Raw genomic sequence first — 18,657 nt, 5'->3', positions numbered from 1 at the left:
TCTTGATTTTCTACCTGCCCTCGCACTCAACTTTCTACAATAAACACCGTTAAAGGAGCTTCCATCTCAAGGCACAATCAAGGCAAGCCGCAACCATAGTTCTTCTATCAGCATCCCAAATTCAACCCTCGCACGGTCTCACCAGATTTTCGCGGAACGTAGAAGCCTTATTTTGCTCAAAAACGCGTATATCACGTTTTCGCGGAACGAGGAGCCTCTATTTCCGCTTTCGAGGCGGAAAAACCGGTAAAACGCCAAAATAGCGCCCCCACGTTCCGCTTACCGGCCCTGTATCGGGATAATCACCGAAATAGGGGCTCCTCGTTCCCTCAGATCCTCAGATTAGCAGTTTATATGTCCGAAATCACTCCACAGAGTTGGATTTGACCAGCTGTTTACCAGTATTTGAATTGAATACTATCTAGCTGCCCTCGCACCAAACTTTCAAAGTTGTAGAAGTCCATCTACCTCACGTAGCTGCTGAACGACTTTAAGGGGCGGAGTAATCACTTTTTCTTATAAAACTTGATAATGTTGGAAAAGGCAAGTAGAGTTGAAAGGTAGAAGTTGAAAGTAGGGGGTTGTTTTATTTGAAAAAACTAGGTATTGCTTTTCTGATCGTCTCAGGGATTGCCCTATTGTCGGCATTGACGATTCCCTTCTTCATTCATACCGGAAGAGGGATTGCTGGTTGGATTGCTGGTCTCCTTATCGTTAGCGAGATTGCGTTCTGGACAGGCGGCATCATTCTTGGTAAAGAAGTGGCAAGAAAATATAGACGGTACCTAAATCCTAAAAACTGGTCGCGAAAACAGCATAAGTCGAGTAACGATGGAGAATAAAAGAAGAGACACTTCCAGGAAAGTTTAGTTTTTTACTTAATTTCAGGTATACTATAACCTGCAGATGAAAAAGGGGTGGTCCAATGTTTACAATGACAAGTTACACTGTTGAATTAGTGAAAGACCCATTTGGGATATTAACGGGGCAGCGCTATGAATTTCTCATTGATATTGAAGTTGAGGAAGATGACGAATTATACTCGGAAAGCGGATTATATATCAGAGCGATCTATAGCGTGGAAGAGGAAAAGTCTGGAATTATGAAATACGAACTATTTGAGAAAACGACGCAACTCTATTTGGATTTTGATTTAGAGGATGATGAAGTTGCCGCAGTAGAAGCGTTTTGCAAAGAGCATTTTCATGAAGGAAATGAATAAGTAAGCGAACAGCCATTCGAGATGCATGCATCTCGAATGGCTTTTTTTCATCCCAATGAATCAAGTATCAACGCGGTGTATTTATTCATATCTAATGGATGCCGAAGCAGTAAACTCAACTATAAACCTGCCCAAGTGTGGTCAACCCAATAAAATAGCCATATTCTTCCCATTCATCTTTTTCAAGTGAAACAAAGGTACCTGCATTGTCGCTATATATCCTAATAAACAAGCTATTTACTTGTTCTCTACATCTGATAAGTCATTATAAATACTATAAACTGACAACGCATTTACTTATCATGTCTACTTAATTCAATTGAATAATCCGAAAGCATCGGGACCGTCACTCCATTGGGAGGGCTGTCCTTTTTTGTTTGGATCATAGAACGACGAACGTCTCATTAAATTTTCACATTTAAATTAATTAAGCACAAAGCGCGGAAGATTGCAGGAATATTTTGGTATTTATTGAAATGAATAAAGGGGCGCTCCACTATTGGTTTATATAATACTTGAACTAATGAACTTTTCATTATTAAAACAAATGATTACCAAGCAGATGTTGAACATCTTATTCAAAAATGGTTTCCTTACGATCGCTGCAACAGCTAAGGCCATACGTGAATATTCGGTTAAGTTTACAAATCTGATGACCCTTAAATTTCCACCTACGGTGACGTCGGGAACATAAATACGTTTAGATGAAACCTGCCGAGAGCATTAAAAGACGAAAATACCTTAGATCATAAATACATAAAAAATCATATTAAGGAGTAAAATGATGAATCCACCAAAACATATCGTTTCGGCAGCTGCAATTGTAATAAATGACAAAAACGAATTATTACTTATCAAAGGACCAAGAAGAGGCTGGGAGATGCCTGGTGGTCAAGTAGAAGAAGGAGAGTCCTTAAGTCATGCTGCAATAAGAGAAACAAAAGAAGAATCAGGAATAGACATAGAAATTATTAAATTCTGCGGAATATTTCAGAACGTAGGAAATTCAATTTGTAACACCCTATTTTTAGCGAAGCCAATAGGCGGAAAATTAATACAAACATCAGAAAGCTTGGAGTCAGGCTACTTTCCGATAGAAGAAGCACTAAAAAAAGTTGAATGGAAAGATTTCAGACAAAGAATAGAGTACTGTTTAAAACCTGATATGCAACCTTTTTGTGTTGAGTTTAATGATGAGAAGAATATTTGAGGGGATCTCAAGTAGCCGCAGGCATCATATAACACCGTATTCACGCTGCGGGCTTACGCCCATTGGTCTGCCAGAGGCATTTCGGGGAAGTGGAATCAGGCAGAGAACTCTGCACCACCTAACCGCATCGCGGCAGGGACTACGTCCCTTAAGGTGGTGAGGGTTCGTGAATACAACAACGTTAGTTGAAAGGGCGAAGCAAATATAAAATAAAACTCAATTAATGTAGGGCATCTTCGTAGTTGTCAAATCGAAGAATATGTTATAATTATTGTAGAGGTGATAAGTATGATTAATAAAGATGAAGTCAAACAAATAATTGATAATTTACCTGATGACTGCTCGATTGAAGACATTCAATATACATTATATGTTAGAAAGAAAATTCAACGTGGACTTGATGATTTAGAAAAGAACAAGATTCTAACTCATGAGGAAATGGAGAAACGAATGTCAAGATGGCTAAATCAGTAGTTTGGACAGACACAGCAAGTATTGATTTAGAACGTGCTGTCGAATATATACATGAAGACTCTCCTGGATACGCTCTTTCATTCTTATCTGATGCAATGGAAAGAGCCAAAACATTGAATTAATTTCCACTTAGAGGAAGAGTTGTCCCAGAAATAAACAATCAAGAAGTAAGGGAAATATTTGTACACAGATATAGACTTATTTATAGAATTGAAGAAGAACATATAGTGATTTTAACTTTTATACATGGAGCAATGAACTGGAATGGTCAAGGAATATCCCACATCTGATGTGGGTTTTATTTTTATAGTTCAATCCAAAATATGGTAACAGAACAAATAACTATAAATATTTTTTTGTGAGTAACTCAGGGCCCCATCACCTAACAACATGTTCCCGAGGCGGATCGCAAGCGATCTTTGGTCTGCCCTACGTTTTTCGAGGAAGCGAATCAGGCAGACAACCCTGCACCACCTAAGTCCTTTGGACCCGATAGCAACGGTGCCTGAAGGCGATGAGGGTTGGGGAAACACAAGAATCTTGTTAGAGAATGATCGAAATAATTAGAAAAGAAAAACCCCTCACGTAGTAAGGGATTTTCTTCAATCTAATAAGGCGTACTTCTTATCCTTGAAGGATGTCTTCCACCTTTTGCAATACATCTTCCGTCAAGCGGATGCCGCTAGCTGCGCAGTTTTCAACGACTTGCTCAGGGCGGCTAGCGCCAACGAGAGCACTTGCCACATTGTTTTGTCTGAGGATCCAAGCAATGGCCAGCTGAGAGACCTTGATGCCGAGCTCATCGGCGATTCCAGATAATTGTGCCACTTTATTCAGTGAAGCTTCGTTTAATTGCTTATCGCTCCAATTCTTGCTGCTTGCTCGGCTATCGGCTGCGATGGGTTGTCCTGCACGATATTTGCCTGTAAGAAGCCCCTGTGCAAGCGGCGAGAAGACAACCTGGCCGAATCCCTTAGCCTCACCAAGTGGGATAATTTCTTTTTCGATGTAGCGATTGAATAGGTTATAGATCGGTTGATTGACAATGAGTTTATCTAACAAAAGCTTGTCTGCAATGGCATAGGCATCGACAATCTGAGCAGGCGTCCATTCGCTGACACCAATGTAGAGTACCTTGCCTTGTGTAACTAAATCGTCCAATGCACGCAAAGTTTCTTCTAGCGGAGTTTCAGGGTCATAACGGTGGCAATAGTAAATATCAATGTAATCCGCATTCAGTCGACGTAAACTGGCTTCGGCCTGTTCTTTAATATGCTTGCGGGATAAACCGCGATCATTAGGACCATCGCCCATCGTATTAAAAACTTTTGTGGCTAGAACATAGGATTCCCGTGGATAGGAAGCGAGTGCTTTGCCCATCACTTTTTCTGCTTCACCACGTTCGTAGACGTTAGCTGTATCAAAGAAATTAACACCCAAATCATAAGCTTGTTCAATCGAACGGACGGCAGGGTCTTCCCCGACATAACCGCCGTATGTGAGCCAACTGCCAAGACTGATTTCACTGACTTTGAGACCGCTGTTACCGAGTTTGCGATATTGCATGATTGTTAACCTCCTAGTGCAATGTGGGATAAGTACTAACTATCTATATTATAGAGACATTCCCCGGTTAATGTAAGAACTGACAATTAGGTGATTAAGTTACCTGGAGGTGCGACGCTTACTTCGAGGTAAGTACATACGTGATCGCAATCTGCTCTGTAGCCAAGCGCCATCTTTTAACGTAAAATGACTGTGAAAGGAGGAGGTATTCATGTTAGCTTCCCTATTTGTTGGCATCGTAGCCATTGAACATATCTACATTCTAATATTGGAAATGTTTTTATGGACGACACCTCGCGGTTTGAAAGCCTTCGGAATGACGAAGGAACAAGCACAGGAAACCAAATCACTTGCTGCTAATCAAGGCTTATACAATGGATTTCTTGCTGCTGGTCTTATTTGGGGGCTCGTTCATCCTGATGCATCTATTGGTCGTTCCATCGAGATTTTCTTCTTAATCTGTGTTATTATTGCTGCCTTGTATGGAGGGGCAACTGCGAAAAGGTCAATTTTGCTAGTACAGGGTTTGCCTGCGGTTATTGCTCTTCTTTTTGTCCTTTTGTAAGATCCAACACGACATAAGTAAACAGTCATTCACCGACTTACATAAGCAAGGTTTTTAGCAATAAATAAGGGAAGTCCCTATAGTTACAGGGGACTTCCCTTATTTATTAGGCATACTTCACTACCTTATTTTTGCCGCTTGTTTTTGCTCGATACATGGCTTCATCGGCCTGTTTGATGAGCTCCTCGGCGCTTAGACCATTCTTATACTTGCTGTAGCCGATGCTTGCGGTTACGATCGTTTCCTTTTCGATTCGACTGCGAACGCGTTCCGCAAAGGCATCCATTTTGACACTAGGATCTGTCACCATGACGACCATCTCTTCGCCACCGTATCGGCCTGCAATGCCGCATTCTTCGGCTTCTTCTTTCATAATCAGGGCGACCTGCTTGAGCACATCGTCCCCCATCTGATGACCTTGAGTATCATTTAGCTTCTTGAAGTTATCAATGTCGCTAAATAAAATGTACACAGGCAAATGCCGTCCAACATATTGGGTAACGCGATTATAGAAAAATTTGCGATTATATAGACGTGTAAGGCCGTCCGTTATGGATGAATTATAAATGGCCTGCATAAGCTCTACGACACGTTCAAAGAGCAGCATAAATAATAAAAAATAATAAATAATCGGTAAGACATTGGCTGCAATGGATAACAAAGGCTGAACGTTCCCATACATATAGGCATTTACAAGGTGGACAGATTGAATGAAAAAGTAAACCGTCAGTGCCATTTGATATTTGACCTGTTGGCCGATGTACGGCGGGATTGTGTAGAAACAAAGAAAGATCAATACAAATACATAGAGCTCTAGACCAATATCCTGAAGCAATCTAACTTGCTCATGCGTCCCTGTATACATATTCGGCACACTGAAATGAAGGATAGAAACGACAAAACCCATAATCATTAAGCCATAGAAGAATATGTACTGCTTACGATTCGTACGATTGTATAACTGATAGATCCCCATATTGATAAGGATGAAGGATATTATTTTAAGCATTAACAGCATGTAGGCGGTTAAACTTGTATCAATGTTGCTGAGTGATAAATATAATTGTAATAGGTAATGAATGCCTACTATAACTAGTGAAATGGTCATCGACATGTAGCCTTTTTTGCGACGGTCTAGAAATAATCGAAGAGAGATCACGAACATAAGGGCAACAATGACAACGATAATGGCATTCGATAACAATGAAGCTAAATCACCGAAAAGCAGATCAACGACGTTCATACTTTCCTCCAAAATACCCTGTTTTTCGACATGTAGTGACTCTATTATAAAGGAAAATGCGAGAGAGGGATAGAATCGATTGTAAGGGCTCGAAGGTGTTCTCTTTTCTATTCGGCGCACACAAGTTACAATAAGAAGGTAAGCTCAAGGATTTGGGAGAGGGGCTCATGCAATGAACATATTGCAAGCATTGTTTTTCCCCCCGGAACAGCCGGGTGGGGTGTCATCCATGGTTCCCTATATATTGGACCGTTTTAATAAAAAAGGCTGGGAAATGGAATTATTTTCGCTACCTAAGCGGATTCGAGGCAAGGGTACTGAGGAAGTGGAGTTCGTCACTTTTGATTGGCGGAAGTATGCCGGAAACCCGATCGTTGATAAATACATTCAGACGTACAAGGATTATGTTTGGTGGACGAAGCTGAGAATTTCCAAGAAGTATGATATCATCCATGCCCATCATCCGATTGCGGCACTTGCCATGAAGCAGATTTATCCCGAAACACCCGTCATTTTAACCATTCACTCTAGCTTTGAGAGAGAGCTTATTTTGAATGGACGTATTCAAGAGAATGGCGTGGAGCATCAATTCCTTACTCAAATTTATGGGGAGCTTGAAGCGAGAGTCGATCAGATGATCACAGTCTCTAATTCGTTCAAGCAATATATGGCGGAATATGTGCAGGATAGTGAACGAATTGGCGTTATTCCCAATGGTTTTGACGAAAAGCGTTTTCGTCCGATTTCACATGAAAATCCGGTTACGCAGTTCATAACCGTTTGCCGTTTAGTGCCTGCCAAAGGACTGGATACACTGCTGATTGCTTGCGGAGAGCTAAAAAAACGCGGTCATCCCTTCGTTTTACATATTATTGGTGATGGACCGAGCCGAGAAGAGCTGGAGAAGCTCGCGATTCAGCATAATATTTACGAAGAAACGATTTTCTATGGCTATATGCTGCATCCAGAAGAATTTATGCCGTTCTTTGATGTATTCGTTCTGCCATCGCGTGCGGAGGCATTCGGGTCTGTATTTGCAGAAGCAGCACTGTGCTGGTTAGCACTGATCGGAACTGATGTCGGCGGGATTGCGGAGCAAATCGAACATGGACATAACGGCTTGCTTGTGCCGGTTGGTGATGCGATGGCGCTTAGCCATGCTTTGGAAAAAGTCGTCATTGATCCTACTTTCCGCTATAATTTGGCACGAACTGCTTGGGAAAAGGCGAAGAAAACTTATTCTTTAAACCGTGTGCTGCGGCAGCTTAAAAGTGTATACGAGAGTTATCCAATCGCTGCTCAACCCAGTAACGATGATAGTGCCGATAGTGAAAAAAGCTGAATTAGGAAGGCGTTTGAGACATGAAACGACTGCGGTTTATGCATGCCGCCGATCTGCATCTGGACAGTCCGTTCAAAGGCATGTCGGCGCTGCCTGAACGGGTTCGTGAGCGAATACGAGAATCGACGTTTGAAGCTCTCAAGGAACTCGTGGCTTTAGCGATACAAGAACAGGTAGATTTTGTACTCATTAGTGGGGATGTTTATGATTTATCCGATCGTTCCTTGCGCGCTCAAATCCGCTTCCAGAAAGCACTGGAGCGATTAGCGGAGCAGGGAATTCCTACTTATATTATTCATGGAAATCATGACCCGGAGGATGGACGTGCCGCGAAACTGGATTGGCCGGCAGCAGTCCATTTTTTTGCGTGCGACCAAGTAGAGACGATTAGCGTGGAAAAGCCGAATCGCGGCATCATCGCCCAGATTCATGGCATTTCGTATCGAAGCGCTGGGGTTACGGATAATTTAGCTATTAAATTTAGAGCAGGCCGAGAAAACGTCTGTCAGATCGGCCTTTTGCATACGAATGTCGACGGTGATCCCGGTCATGATAATTATGCCCCTTGCAGCAAGCAGGATTTGCTTGAAGCGGGTATGAACTACTGGGCATTAGGCCATGTACATACGAGGAATGTGCTTCATCAGCAGCCGGCGATTGTTTACCCAGGGAACCTGCAGGGCCGAAGTATTCGGGAAACAGGACCACGTGGGTGTTATATCGTCGATATGTCTGAGGATGGACGAGCTGAGTTAACCTTCCATGCGTTGGACCAGGTTCGTTGGTTCCTAGAGCGGCTGTCTGTGGCAGGCATACAGACAGAGCAGGAATTGAAAGACCGGCTCGGGGAGCAGCTCGAGCGGATTCGGTCTGAGGCGGACGGCAGAGATGCTGTCGTCCGTCTTGTTCTGGAAGGGCGCAGCGCGGTGCATGGCTTGCTGCGCAAGGGGCGGGCTCTGCAGGAGCTGACCGCCGAGCTGCGTGAGGACGAAGCCGAGCGGAGCCGCTTCGTCTGGGTGGAATCGATCGAGGACCGAACGGCAAGTGAGCTCGACCTCGAGGCCATACAGCAGGAGAAGAGCTTCCTTGGCGACCTCCTGCGGTATTCGGCTGCGCTGCAAGGCGACGACGAAGCGCTTGCTTTGTTTGCAAGCGAGGCGCTGGTCGCGCTGCAGAGCTTGCCGCAGGCAGCCGGTAACCCGGCTGCGGCGGAGCCTGAACGGTTGCGCGAGTGGCTGCGCGCCGCACAAGAATTAGCCGCGGACTTGTTGTCCGCGGATGGGGGGGGACATGGATGAGAATCGTATCCATGCAGGTTCAAGGCTTCGGCAGCCTGCGCGAGCGGCAGCTTGATACGGACAGCCCATTGGTGCTGTTTTACGGCGCCAACGAAGCGGGCAAGAGCACGCTCATGGGCTTCGTCCGCGCGGTACTGTTCGGCTTCCCGACGCGTCAGAGCCGGTTGGAACGCTACGAGCCGCTGGGCGGCGGCGCCCATGGAGGCGCGCTAACCTTGCTCGATGAGCAGGGTCAGCTCATTCGCATCGAGCGCTACGACGCGCCCGCCGCAGGCGGCAGACGAGCCTCTGCGGGGCTCGTCAAGGTCACCCTCGGTGATGGCACCACCGGGGGCGAAGAGCTGCTGAACACGCTGCTGGGCGGCCTATCGGCCGACCTCTTTCGCAGCTTGTTCGCTTTCGGTTTAACCGAGCTGCAGGAGCTGCGCACCCTGCAAACGGACGAGCTCAGCGGCTATCTGTATAGCGCTGGGCTTGGTGTAAGCGGCTCGGCCATCATGGAGGCCGAGCGCAAGCTGACGGCGCAGGCCGATGGCCTGTACAGACCCCGCGGGCGCAATCAGGAGATGAACCGTCTCCTGAAGGAGCTTGAGGGTCTGGAGCAGTCGCTGCGCCGCAGCCGGGATCCAGCAGCCGACTACGATCGGCTGCGAGCGGAGCGCCGCTCCGCGGAGGAGCGCATTGCTGCCCTGGAGGCGCAGCAGGAGTCGCTGCGCGCGGAGCTGCACAAGCTTGGCCTGGCCGGCAAGGCGCGCAGCGGATGGATCCGCTTGCGTCAGATCGGCCAGGAGCTTGCGGCGCTGCCTGCGCTGGCGGGCTTCCCCGAGCATGCCTCGGCGAGGCTTGACGCGCTCGAGGCAGAGCTGGAGCGCATCCACGCGGAGCGCGCTCGGCTCTTGCTGAGGCAGATGAGCCTAACGAGCCAGCTGCGCGCCATAGAGCTTGTGCCTGATCTGCTTGAGCATCAGATCGAGCTGAATCATTGGCTGGAGCAAGCAGCCACATATGAAGAGAATAAACGCAGCATGGATCAAATGCGCGTGGAGCAGGAACACCAACGCGCGCAGGTAGATAGGCTGCTTAAACAAATAGATGTTCACTGGGAGGAGACACATTTAGCCTCATTCTCGGTAACGATTTCGCTGCGTGAACAGGTACGAGCTTACAAAGAGCGGTTTCATAAGTCCAAGGAGAGTGAGCTGCGCGTCAGAACAGAGCTTGAGAGTCTGCAGCAGCAGGTCGAACGCGTCCAAGGCACGGTAAGGAGCTTAGAATCCGATCTACATAAAAGCGGGGTAAGAACAGATGGTTCAGCCTCTCCCGATTGGGGAGGAGCAGATCCATCTTCCACCTTGCACAAAATAGCGAGAGATTATGCCAGGTGGCAGCTGCTTGTGAGAGAGCTTGCCCATCAAAAAGAACGCGATGCTGTGGAAAATCAGTTCCAGCTTAGTCTGGAAGAAGCGGCGAAAGCAGGCAAAACGGCCTCACGGAGACTACGTCAACGCATCGTTGTCATAACCGGCCTATTGGCCGTCTTGGCGCCATTATTGCTGTTATGGCAGGGCAACTGGCTGGCAGCTCTCTGCGCCTTTCTTTTATTTGCTGGTACTGCACTCTATTTACTTGTTTCTGATCGTGCAGAGACAGAGAGTCGCTCTTCCAGAGCGATGACTTCATCCCCGATCAGGGAAGAAAGTCTGAGCGATGAACTTCGCTTGCTGGAGCGCCGTCTGCAAGAACAAATTCAACCTTTTGCCCAGCAGCAAACGGGCTACGGTGAAGCTGCGGCAGCATCAGCTGCTTATTCGTTGGGCCGATCTGTATCAATGCCTCTTGAGGTGCTCCAGCCTCAACTGGATGCTTGGATGCGTGAAGCTGAGCAAAATAAGCAGCAACGAAGCGAGCTGCTTCGTAAACTAGAGAAGCTGCAGGATACGAAGGAGATGCTGCAATCTCTTCGGCAGCAAGAAGATCAGCGCAGTGGCTATTTCGAGCAGCTTGTGAGAGAGTCAGATCAGCTAGAGTCGGATTGGAGTCATTGGTTGCAAACGCTCGGACTAAGTACGCGGTTATCTGCAGATGCCCTGCTAGAAACCATCCAGACGATTGAGCAAGGACAGGAAAGTCTTCGTCAGCTTCATAAGCTGGAGTCCAAGCTTGAGACATTAGTAACAAACATCGATCATTACGAAAAGACAGTCGGTTCACTCCTTCGGCTTTCACCAGCGGTGCGTCAAGAGCCCGTATTCGCGCTCAAACGCTGGAAAGAACAGGAGCAAGAACAGGTGAAGCTGCTTGCGGAGAAGAAGCATAGCGAGCAGTTATATTCGGAAACCGAGCAAGAGCTGCAGCTTCTACAGACCAACGAGCAGCGTACACAAGGCCGGTTGGACCAGCTTTTACAGGAAGCCTCTGCATGTGACGGTGAAGAACTGCGTATTCATCAGAGAGAGCAGGATCAACGCAGGAAACTTTCGGAAGAACAAATATTGCTGGAAACCTCGCTCGAAACGTTACTTAGCCGCTCCTTACTTGCCAGTTACACCGAGCTTTTGGAAAACCATGGAGAAGAGGATATCGCACTTCAAATCGCATCCCTTCAAGGACAATTAACCGATACCGCCCATGAAACGAATGAACTTCGAGAAGTTGTTGGCAAGCTAGCGGGACAAATTGAGAAGCTGGAGCAAGGCTCTGAACAGGCCGATCATCTTCTTCAAGCTGAAGCTTACCGGGCTACTATTCGTCAGCAAGTGGATCAATACGCCGTAGCTTCTTTTGCTTCACTGCTGATGAAGAAAGCCCGCGAATTTTACGAGCATGAACGGCAGCCTGGCGTGCTTCTGCGAGCATCGGATTACTTTGCGAAGATGACGAACGGTGCCTTCACCCATGTCAAAGCGCCATTCGGTGAGCAGCGTCTAGTGGCCATACGAGCGAATGGAGAGTCGCTGGATACGAGTCAGCTTAGTCGGGGAACGGCAGAGCAGCTCTACTTATCCATGCGCTTTGCACTCGCCCAGGAGTATGCTGGCAAGGCTATTTTACCGCTGGTGATGGACGATATACTCGTCAATTTCGATGAGGAACGAATGGAGAGCTGTTTGCGTGTTCTTGCAGACATAAGCAGCAGGCATCAAGTGCTGCTCTTTACCTGTCACAGCCACGTGCGAGATGCGGCAGCAAGAGTTATTCCCGGAAATCGCTTAATTCGTTTGTAGAAGCGTTGCAATGGAGGAATCGGAATTGGAATCAGAAAACGATAAGAAGAAAGAGCATCGGGAAATCACCTATCAGGTCGGATGGAAGAAGGGGAAGATCGAATGGAATGAAGGGGCATCGGAATCTTTAGCCGATAAATTATCGATGGAAGATGAGGGGCATGTTGGAGAAAAGCGTCTGCAGCTGTTTTGGCTTCCAGCCATGAGTCTTCCTAGTTGGTTGCTTCTCCCCTTACTTTATTCGCTTCCCGTCTTCTGTTTCCTATTAACGCTTGTTCTCATTTATGGGTTGCGTCATGGCTAACAGCAAGTAAGGATTGAATGAAGGGGGGATCAGCTTTATGAACATGCTATTAGCTATTATAGGTGGCCTGCTTGGCCTTTTTGTAACAGGGGTTGCCATATATACAGCTTGGATGGTTCATCAGCTTTGGAAGCAGCAGGCGGCAGCGCCAAAACCAGCAGGTCAGGTGGAAATTGCCGTCAAATACTTTTCAAAATGGACGGTCATTGATTACGCGGTCATTTTATTATTTATTATCGGTCTTTTACTATTGTTAGCCGAGCTAATTGCTGTTTGGCGAGATCAAACAGTTATTGCCAATTTCCATTTCTCCTATTTGCTTACTGGAATCATTATTTCTGCGATGGGTATGCTTCTGTTGTTTGCACGATTGATTATCGTTCTTGGTTTTATTCAGTCAGGAGCCCTACATCGCACGCTTGCGGTTGCGCCAGATCATCAGAACGAGCCATACAACACTGATAAAGCCAAATAAGGGATACAAAGCGGAAAGCAGTATTTTGAAACCAATTTGACTGATTAGATAACTAAGTATTAGGATACTAACCAGAATAACCTTAGGGTGTAGTTTCATGCGCTGTTGAAGCTGCTGGGACAAGCCGTAGGCGTCAGCAATGAAGGTCGTGAAAATTTCACCATAAATAACGAGTAAATAAGCAATTTGCGGTACGGATCCTAGTCGGGTAATAATATTCCCCATGGGGATCTCGAATTGTGCGATACCTGGCATTTGCGCGGAAAGTGCGTAATGTGCAGACAACAGGAGCAGCCCAATGCCTGCACCGCCAAGCAGTCCGCCCCAGTAAAGAACGGATCGATTGCGAATGGACGCTCCCATTGGAACGAGCACAGCTTGGGCCATCGCTAAATTAAAGGCGGTATAGAGGAAAGGTGCGAACCATATTTTTTCTAGTGGATCATCGCTTGTAATGCGCAGCCAGTTTCCAGAAGAAGGCGAATGCCACGTATAAACGACGATGACCAGGCTGAAGAGCAGCATGATGGGAACGACGATTGAATTCACGGTCATAATGGCGCCAATTCCGCGGGATAATACGAAATAGGCGAGCACCAATGTCACGAAGAGTCCTGTTTGGTAGGAGAGGTGCAGCTGTTCCTCAAATACGGTTCCGCCCCCAGCGAGCATGACGGTTGTAATCCCAAAAAGGACGATCATCATAAACAAGCTAATGGCGTTACCAATTCTTTGGCCAAAAATGGCTCGATTTAAATCCTCATAGGATGCGGCTTTCAGATCATGAGCCATCAGCATGAGTTTAATGCCAATCCAGATGAAAAGGATGCTGGATAAAGCAATCGTCAACGAGGCTAGCCAGCCGTAACGTGTGAAAAACTGCAGGATCTCTTGTCCAGAAGCGAACCCTGCTCCAACAACCGTTCCAATGTAGGTAAAGGCAACACGGACGATCTGTGAACCTGTTCGCATAGATTGCCCCGCTTTCTTTCGTTTGATATAGTACAAGGTATGTTCGGGATCTCACGCGCATGACTGGAACTTGGGGCAAGCTGTCATTTCTGTTAGAATGGGATTGAATAAGACGAAGTACAATGCGGGAGTGAGTCTTTTGTGAAGGAATTTCTATATGATTTCATAAGTCATTATGGATATATTGCTTTATACCTTTTGCTGTCTGCTGGAATCGTTGGGGTACCCGTACCAGATGAAACCCTAATGGCTTTTGTGGGTTCGTTAACGGCACTTGGAGGTCCCTTTGAGTTTGGAACAGCGTTAATTGTGATTTATGCCGGCACGATGACAGGGATGGTTGTTAGTTATTTAATCGGTCATCGCGTGGGTAAACCGTTTCTTTATCGGTATGGCAAATGGTTTAAACTAACACCGAACCGGATTGAGCGGGCCGAGGGGTGGTTTAAGAAGTATGGGCTCTGGACTGTTTTCTTTGGGTATTTCGTGCCGGGGGTACGTCATTTCACTTGTTATTTGTCAGGTGTAAGCGGAGTTAAGTTTTATAAATATTTGTTCTTCGCGGGCACAGGAGCTCTGCTGTGGTGTACAACCTTCTTAACATTAGGGCATTTTATTGGCAGTAACTTGGAGGGTTTATTCCAATTGATACATAAATACATGGGAATAAGCTTATTGACTATAGCGGTTATAGCCATTATTGGAACGGCCATTTACTTCCGCTTCCGGAAGCGGAGAGCGATATGATTCCCGTACACATGAAATAAGACCATAAGTGCATCCTATAAGAGGAGCATTCATGGTCTTATTTTGCATTCTTTGCATTTAATGGTTTGCGAAAAGTTTAATCGATTGGATGGTGCCCTCCGTCGGATCGATGTCGAGCTTAAGCAGTGTTCCTTGCGACTTGTAGGAAAGAACATAAGTGGAGTTAGTATCCGGTTTGCCTAGAATGTCAACAGCGTCTTGGACTTTCTGACCGAGGCGCAATCCGCGCAGCCCAGGATCAATCTCCGTGGAATGTACGTCAACAAACTCAAGAGCATCCTTCTTATTGAAGCCTACGGAGAAATCCGTGAAATCATAGACTTGAATGGCGTCTTCATCTGCATCCATCACGAATTGTTTCTTCGCCTTCCCAAAACGTTCAAGCACAACGTCCTTACTCGTTCCGAGCTTCAAGCCCATCAACGTTGGTTTTTCCTGTTGGTACGCATCCTCTGCTTTAATCTTCGGCTTAGCGGTTGGCTTCGAACTCGCAGATAATGGGGGGATGTCGGTTAAATCCGTTTTGGACGTGCCCGCGACTTGTGCCTCGTGCTTCGCCGTGTCTTCCGGCGTTGGCGAAGGTGATGCTGTCGCTGTTGCTACTACGATCGCAGGAGGAGTGCTTTCTGCAATAGGGTTATTTTGTACATGGTTAGTTGGATCTATAGTAGGCTGTCCGGAAGGAGCAGATGACTCTTGGCATCCAGCTAACAGTAAAGAAGCAAATGCGACTGGCACAAAGCCAAGCATGACAGGTTTAAGCAGGTTGTTCATCGTCATCTATCCTTTCTGCCGAATAATTGGAGTGAAAAATGCAACATTACTAATCATACTGTTTTCTGGTTCTATTTCAATGCATCAAGTTACCCAAATGTGAGCAATTGTAGACAAATTTCAAAATGCTGAAGCCTATATACATATAGACACCTTATACAGAGTAAAAGTTTCACTTCAAAAGAGGGATATTCACAAATTGGGACTTGAAACCTACTTCATCAATATGGTAACTTACTCATAATAGACAGGTTTAGGGGGCTAGAATCATGGAATTATTAAAACAGCGGATCCTAGAGGTCGGTGTAGTCGTGTCGGATCAAGTGCTAAAGCTGGATGCCATACTTAATCATCAGGTTGATCCTGTACTCATCATGGAGATGGGGAAAGAATTTGCAAGATTGTTTAGAGAAACGAAGCCTGACAAGGTACTTACTGTAGAGTCGTCTGGGATTCCGATTGCATATACGACAGCTTTACATCTTGAGGTTCCCATGATATTTGCACGTCGGAAGAAGACGTTGACCATGGATCAAGATACATATAGTGAGCGTGTGCCGTCCTTTACCAAAGGGATTGTTACGGACATTATGGTATCCTCTCATTTGCTTCACAAAGGCGAGCGAGTTCTGCTGATCGATGATTTTATCGCGAATGGAGATGCAGCACGCGGATTAATTCGTATCATTGAAAAAGCGGAAGCTGAGCTAGTTGGTGTAGGAATTGCTGTAGAAAAATCATTCCAAGCTGGCGGAAGCTCGATTCGAGAGCGTGGAATTCGTGTGGAATCCTTAGCTCGAATTTCCTCACTTGCGAATGGGCAAATCACTTTTAACTGATTTTACAATTTGTTCATGACTTCCCTCAAACCGATTTATCCTTTATAATGAGTATATGGTATGAGAGGAGGCTGACATCTATGGGTATCGAAAATGGTTCCATTGAATATTTTATGACAAAGCTTGGGGAAGCCAAAACACATTTTGAACGTGCGCTAGATTGTAAGCATACAGAGTTTGATGATCTGTATCCGTATATGATCGAACACCCTCAATTTTTCTGGTACAAACGATATGTAGCATGGTCCGAGTTATTAACAATCGTAAAGCTCTGCACCGAACTGACTATCGAGTGGGAACAACATTTCTCTGCCGCACAAGTGGAGTATATTCAGAAGCGCGTAATGTCTAGCAAAGTCCTTGATTTCTGGTACGAGACGAATGATTCGAAGGAACATGTTAGTTAATTTATGCCCATATAAGAAAGAGGCCAATGGATCCGAGAGGATTCGTTGGCCTTTTTCATGAAATAAATGGTGTTGGTTTCTTGGTTTAAGGTTAGTTTTTTTGAATTGAGGAACTACGATTCGTTATTTTTGGAAATATGAGCTAAAAATTGAATTAGCGGAACGAGAAGACGTTATTTGATGAAAATTGAAGGATTAAGGAACCGAAACAGTGAAATAACGAATCGTCGTTCCTTTTAACCGTTAATTTAGGCTCATATCGCACAAATAGAGGATCTACGTTCCCTCACGGAACGGTGGCACCGGCTTTTTCGGATTCGCTGAAGGGGAAATCAGATTTAGACGCATGCTCGACAATGTCTCAGACTCTAACTCAGACGCCATTCTCTGATTCTAATTCTAACTCTACTCAATCTCTAACTCAATCTCTAACTCAATCTCTGTTTCAACTAACTCAGACTCCATTATCGAGAATATTCATGCTTTCAATATGCCTTTTCGTTTGTTCAGAACCAAGCTTGTGAAGAGTTCGGTATACTTCCGTTAAATAATAATCGTATTCCTGATTGGCCTCATTGGAGTAATAAACTTTCCAAGGAAGCCAAGAAGTTGCATAGCTGCCTTGGGAGGAGTTATCGGTTTCCTCGAAAAGCTCTTGAAGCTTATCAATTTCTTCTTCGGTTGCTGAGATCTCGAATTCGAAATTAAGTGCTCCTTTGTCTTCCAGAACTTCCCCCGTGCCAACGTTGATGTAGTACGTCTTTTTATCCACTATAGAACCTCCCATGGAGTAAGTTTGCTTTTTGTGTTAGTTTTGTTTCGTCATTAGTTAAGTTAACCTCAGTAAAGCGGTTTTATGTAAAGTTTGATCTAAATCCGAATTAGTGTATGCTAAAGAAGTACATATGAAAGGTTGGAGGTAAGTTAATGATATCGGAAGAACAGCTTGATCACTATAGAGTTGAGAGCACATTATTGCGTGTTATTCGGGACGTCAGTCCAACGAATGATGTGCGTGGAATAGTAGTAGCTTGGGATGACGAGAGCGTCTTAATTCGCAAAAAAAACCGCAAAGTAGTCAAGCTCGCACGCAATTATATCTATCAACCATATGAAGCCGAAAGACCTCCTGAATTTATGCTTCCGCAGGATCCCATCGAACCAGATGGCGTTTCTGATGACGAATAAGGACGCATGGATGGGATCCATGGAGGTTCCTATCTCTGGTATTCGCATGGACTTGGTTAGTTCTCACCAAAGTACATACTTGCGGATTTGCAGCGAAAATCCGCTGCGTACGCTGAATTCTTCGCCGTGGGGCGGTGGATTCGGCACGCATAAGGTGATGATGAATCGGCAGGTGGACAAGCTGTATAATGAGGCTGATCCGCTCCGTGAGATGGAGGAATTCATCCAGCGTGAGGGTTTGAATCCCCAAGAAACAGCGGGTATGCTGACCGCGGCGAAGGTAAAGGAAGTTGGCTACAGCAGCCTTACCTGGGAAACGGGCGAAGACGGTGTTATCAGCGAATTCGGCCAGAAACTTGCAATGAAGCCAGAGCAGGAGCCTCTTCAAGTTTGCTCGTGGGTTACGGTGGGGCTGGGGAATAAAGCAAGAGCAGGAGCTGAACTGCCTGCCGCTTCCCTTTACCCTGGAACGATTAACACGATTGTCGTTATCAATGGTTGCTTAACCGATGCGGCTATGGTTAATGCTGTCATTACAGCAACTGAGGCCAAAACTGCAGCTCTACAAGCATTAGGTATCCTCGTTGAGGGTCAGCCTGCGACAGGAACGACAACCGATGCCGTACTTATTGCTGCTACGTGCCGTGGCCAGACCTATCGTTACGCGGGTACAGCGACGGCACTTGGTTACTTGATCGGAAGAACGGTATACGAAGCCATCATGCATTCCGGACAATTGTATGAACAAACGCCCTACTAATCCATGTGGATAAGTAGGGCGTTTGT

Annotated in this window: 22 protein-coding genes and 1 pseudogene; 18 read left to right on the top strand and 5 right to left on the bottom strand. The window is 45.8% G+C overall.

All coding sequences use genetic code 11. The features are described from left to right. Nucleotides 1-590 precede the first annotated feature (590 nt). The 7 genes and pseudogenes from AC58U0_RS07315 to AC58U0_RS07285 all read left to right on the top strand — a co-directional run. Nucleotides 591-842: a transporter suffix domain-containing protein gene (locus AC58U0_RS07315; RefSeq protein ID WP_497378318.1), complete on the top strand. Its 252-nt coding sequence runs from the start codon at nt 591-593 to the stop codon at nt 840-842. Between the two features lie 83 nt (nt 843-925). Continuing rightward, nucleotides 926-1,222 (top strand): DUF6509 family protein, encoded by a 297-nt coding sequence (locus AC58U0_RS07310; protein ID WP_497378317.1) that lies wholly within the window; start codon nt 926-928, stop codon nt 1,220-1,222. 499 nt (nt 1,223-1,721) lie between these two features. Beyond that, nucleotides 1,722-1,916, top strand: a complete 195-nt coding sequence (locus AC58U0_RS07305; RefSeq protein ID WP_497378315.1) for a hypothetical protein — start codon at nt 1,722-1,724, stop codon at nt 1,914-1,916. A 90-nt stretch (nt 1,917-2,006) separates the two neighbouring features. Beyond that, entirely contained in the window at nt 2,007-2,432 is a 426-nt protein-coding gene (locus tag AC58U0_RS07300) for an NUDIX hydrolase (RefSeq protein WP_497378314.1), read from the top strand. Between the two features lie 288 nt (nt 2,433-2,720). Beyond that, nucleotides 2,721-2,906 (top strand): hypothetical protein, encoded by a 186-nt coding sequence (locus tag AC58U0_RS07295; RefSeq protein ID WP_198146541.1) that lies wholly within the window; start codon nt 2,721-2,723, stop codon nt 2,904-2,906. Continuing rightward, on the top strand, nt 2,891-3,028 hold the full coding sequence (locus tag AC58U0_RS07290) for a hypothetical protein (protein WP_497378313.1): 138 nt from the start codon (nt 2,891-2,893) through the stop codon (nt 3,026-3,028). Before AC58U0_RS07295 ends, AC58U0_RS07290 begins: the two co-directional genes overlap by 16 nt. A gap of 12 nt (nt 3,029-3,040) precedes the next feature. Continuing rightward, nucleotides 3,041-3,196: pseudogene (locus AC58U0_RS07285) on the top strand (type II toxin-antitoxin system RelE/ParE family toxin); the annotation flags it as partial. Nucleotides 3,197-3,530: 334 nt separating this feature from the next. On the opposite strand, the gene AC58U0_RS07280 reads toward AC58U0_RS07285, so the two are convergent. Next, nucleotides 3,531-4,472 carry an aldo/keto reductase family protein gene (locus tag AC58U0_RS07280; protein WP_497378312.1) on the bottom strand — a complete coding sequence of 314 codons (942 nt, stop codon included), beginning with the start codon at nt 4,470-4,472 and terminating at the stop codon, nt 3,531-3,533. Nucleotides 4,473-4,683: 211 nt separating this feature from the next. On the opposite strand from AC58U0_RS07280, the gene AC58U0_RS07275 reads away from it, so the two are divergent. Then, entirely contained in the window at nt 4,684-5,037 is a 354-nt protein-coding gene (locus tag AC58U0_RS07275; protein WP_497378311.1) for a DUF1304 domain-containing protein, read from the top strand. A 106-nt stretch (nt 5,038-5,143) separates the two neighbouring features. Here AC58U0_RS07275 and AC58U0_RS07270 read toward each other — a convergent pair whose 3' ends face one another. Beyond that, nucleotides 5,144-6,280: a GGDEF domain-containing protein gene (locus AC58U0_RS07270; protein ID WP_497378310.1), complete on the bottom strand. Its 1,137-nt coding sequence runs from the start codon at nt 6,278-6,280 to the stop codon at nt 5,144-5,146. 172 nt (nt 6,281-6,452) lie between these two features. On the opposite strand from AC58U0_RS07270, the gene AC58U0_RS07265 reads away from it, so the two are divergent. The 5 genes from AC58U0_RS07265 to AC58U0_RS07245 are packed head-to-tail and all read left to right on the top strand — an operon-like array spanning nt 6,453 to nt 12,923. Next, nucleotides 6,453-7,622, top strand: a complete 1,170-nt coding sequence (locus AC58U0_RS07265; RefSeq protein ID WP_497378309.1) for a glycosyltransferase family 4 protein — start codon at nt 6,453-6,455, stop codon at nt 7,620-7,622. A gap of 20 nt (nt 7,623-7,642) precedes the next feature. Next, nucleotides 7,643-8,920 carry a metallophosphoesterase family protein gene (locus tag AC58U0_RS07260; protein WP_497378307.1) on the top strand — a complete coding sequence of 426 codons (1,278 nt, stop codon included), beginning with the start codon at nt 7,643-7,645 and terminating at the stop codon, nt 8,918-8,920. Then, complete coding sequence (locus tag AC58U0_RS07255) at nt 8,917-12,144, top strand: AAA family ATPase (RefSeq protein ID WP_497378306.1); 3,228 nt, start codon at nt 8,917-8,919, stop codon at nt 12,142-12,144. Before AC58U0_RS07260 ends, AC58U0_RS07255 begins: the two co-directional genes overlap by 4 nt. A 25-nt stretch (nt 12,145-12,169) precedes the next feature. Continuing rightward, nucleotides 12,170-12,448, top strand: a complete 279-nt coding sequence (locus tag AC58U0_RS07250; protein ID WP_497378305.1) for a hypothetical protein — start codon at nt 12,170-12,172, stop codon at nt 12,446-12,448. 37 nt (nt 12,449-12,485) lie between these two features. Continuing rightward, a complete protein-coding gene (locus AC58U0_RS07245) occupies nt 12,486-12,923 on the top strand; it encodes a hypothetical protein (protein WP_497378304.1) in 438 nt (145 codons plus the stop codon). On the opposite strand, the gene AC58U0_RS07240 is transcribed toward AC58U0_RS07245, so the two are convergent. Next, nucleotides 12,855-13,895, bottom strand: a complete 1,041-nt coding sequence (locus tag AC58U0_RS07240; RefSeq protein ID WP_497378303.1) for a YkvI family membrane protein — start codon at nt 13,893-13,895, stop codon at nt 12,855-12,857. The genes AC58U0_RS07245 and AC58U0_RS07240 overlap by 69 nt on opposite strands. 141 nt (nt 13,896-14,036) lie before the next feature. On the opposite strand from AC58U0_RS07240, the gene AC58U0_RS07235 reads away from it, so the two are divergent. Further along, the gene (locus tag AC58U0_RS07235; RefSeq protein ID WP_057306885.1) at nt 14,037-14,642 is read left to right on the top strand and encodes a DedA family protein; all 606 of its coding nucleotides are present in this window, start codon (nt 14,037-14,039) and stop codon (nt 14,640-14,642) included. A gap of 78 nt (nt 14,643-14,720) precedes the next feature. On the opposite strand, the gene AC58U0_RS07230 is transcribed toward AC58U0_RS07235, so the two are convergent. Continuing rightward, nucleotides 14,721-15,437 (bottom strand): DUF4309 domain-containing protein, encoded by a 717-nt coding sequence (locus tag AC58U0_RS07230; RefSeq protein WP_497378302.1) that lies wholly within the window; start codon nt 15,435-15,437, stop codon nt 14,721-14,723. A gap of 269 nt (nt 15,438-15,706) precedes the next feature. On the opposite strand from AC58U0_RS07230, the gene AC58U0_RS07225 reads away from it, so the two are divergent. After that, nucleotides 15,707-16,276: a xanthine phosphoribosyltransferase gene (locus AC58U0_RS07225; protein ID WP_057306883.1), complete on the top strand. Its 570-nt coding sequence runs from the start codon at nt 15,707-15,709 to the stop codon at nt 16,274-16,276. A gap of 80 nt (nt 16,277-16,356) precedes the next feature. Then, on the top strand, nt 16,357-16,683 hold the full coding sequence (locus tag AC58U0_RS07220; protein ID WP_057306882.1) for a hypothetical protein: 327 nt from the start codon (nt 16,357-16,359) through the stop codon (nt 16,681-16,683). Between the two features lie 454 nt (nt 16,684-17,137). Here the strand turns inward: AC58U0_RS07220 and AC58U0_RS07215 are convergent, their stop codons facing one another. Continuing rightward, nucleotides 17,138-17,455 (bottom strand): hypothetical protein, encoded by a 318-nt coding sequence (locus tag AC58U0_RS07215; protein WP_497378301.1) that lies wholly within the window; start codon nt 17,453-17,455, stop codon nt 17,138-17,140. A gap of 155 nt (nt 17,456-17,610) precedes the next feature. Here AC58U0_RS07215 and AC58U0_RS07210 point away from each other — a divergent pair, with 155 nt between their 5' ends. Then, nucleotides 17,611-17,871 (top strand): hypothetical protein, encoded by a 261-nt coding sequence (locus tag AC58U0_RS07210; protein ID WP_057306880.1) that lies wholly within the window; start codon nt 17,611-17,613, stop codon nt 17,869-17,871. Then, nucleotides 17,861-18,631, top strand: a complete 771-nt coding sequence (locus tag AC58U0_RS07205) for an adenosylcobinamide amidohydrolase (RefSeq protein ID WP_497378300.1) — start codon at nt 17,861-17,863, stop codon at nt 18,629-18,631. The genes AC58U0_RS07210 and AC58U0_RS07205 overlap by 11 nt, the downstream gene beginning before the upstream one ends. The last annotated feature ends 26 nt before the right edge of the window (nt 18,632-18,657 follow it).

Source organism: Paenibacillus sp. J31P190 (assembly GCF_059692075.1).
Note: the sequence above shows the minus strand (reverse complement) of the source record. Positions and strands in the feature narration are given on the sequence as shown.

What these genes read in the sequence shown, in the direction of transcription:
- AC58U0_RS07310 (WP_497378317.1), top strand. Translation starts at nt 926, where the DNA reads ATGTTTACAATGACAAGTTACACTGTTGAATTAGTGAAAGACCCATTT.
- AC58U0_RS07300 (WP_497378314.1), top strand. Translation starts at nt 2,007, where the DNA reads ATGAATCCACCAAAACATATCGTTTCGGCAGCTGCAATTGTAATAAAT.
- AC58U0_RS07295 (WP_198146541.1), top strand. Translation starts at nt 2,721, where the DNA reads ATGATTAATAAAGATGAAGTCAAACAAATAATTGATAATTTACCTGAT.
- AC58U0_RS07290 (WP_497378313.1), top strand. Translation starts at nt 2,891, where the DNA reads ATGGCTAAATCAGTAGTTTGGACAGACACAGCAAGTATTGATTTAGAA.
- AC58U0_RS07280 (WP_497378312.1), bottom strand. Translation starts at nt 4,472, where the DNA reads ATGCAATATCGCAAACTCGGTAACAGCGGTCTCAAAGTCAGTGAAATC.
- AC58U0_RS07275 (WP_497378311.1), top strand. Translation starts at nt 4,684, where the DNA reads ATGTTAGCTTCCCTATTTGTTGGCATCGTAGCCATTGAACATATCTAC.
- AC58U0_RS07270 (WP_497378310.1), bottom strand. Translation starts at nt 6,280, where the DNA reads ATGAACGTCGTTGATCTGCTTTTCGGTGATTTAGCTTCATTGTTATCG.
- AC58U0_RS07265 (WP_497378309.1), top strand. Translation starts at nt 6,453, where the DNA reads ATGAACATATTGCAAGCATTGTTTTTCCCCCCGGAACAGCCGGGTGGG.
- AC58U0_RS07260 (WP_497378307.1), top strand. Translation starts at nt 7,643, where the DNA reads ATGAAACGACTGCGGTTTATGCATGCCGCCGATCTGCATCTGGACAGT.
- AC58U0_RS07255 (WP_497378306.1), top strand. Translation starts at nt 8,917, where the DNA reads ATGAGAATCGTATCCATGCAGGTTCAAGGCTTCGGCAGCCTGCGCGAG.
- AC58U0_RS07245 (WP_497378304.1), top strand. Translation starts at nt 12,486, where the DNA reads ATGAACATGCTATTAGCTATTATAGGTGGCCTGCTTGGCCTTTTTGTA.
- AC58U0_RS07240 (WP_497378303.1), bottom strand. Translation starts at nt 13,895, where the DNA reads ATGCGAACAGGTTCACAGATCGTCCGTGTTGCCTTTACCTACATTGGA.
- AC58U0_RS07230 (WP_497378302.1), bottom strand. Translation starts at nt 15,437, where the DNA reads ATGAACAACCTGCTTAAACCTGTCATGCTTGGCTTTGTGCCAGTCGCA.
- AC58U0_RS07225 (WP_057306883.1), top strand. Translation starts at nt 15,707, where the DNA reads ATGGAATTATTAAAACAGCGGATCCTAGAGGTCGGTGTAGTCGTGTCG.
- AC58U0_RS07220 (WP_057306882.1), top strand. Translation starts at nt 16,357, where the DNA reads ATGGGTATCGAAAATGGTTCCATTGAATATTTTATGACAAAGCTTGGG.
- AC58U0_RS07210 (WP_057306880.1), top strand. Translation starts at nt 17,611, where the DNA reads ATGATATCGGAAGAACAGCTTGATCACTATAGAGTTGAGAGCACATTA.
- AC58U0_RS07205 (WP_497378300.1), top strand. Translation starts at nt 17,861, where the DNA reads ATGACGAATAAGGACGCATGGATGGGATCCATGGAGGTTCCTATCTCT.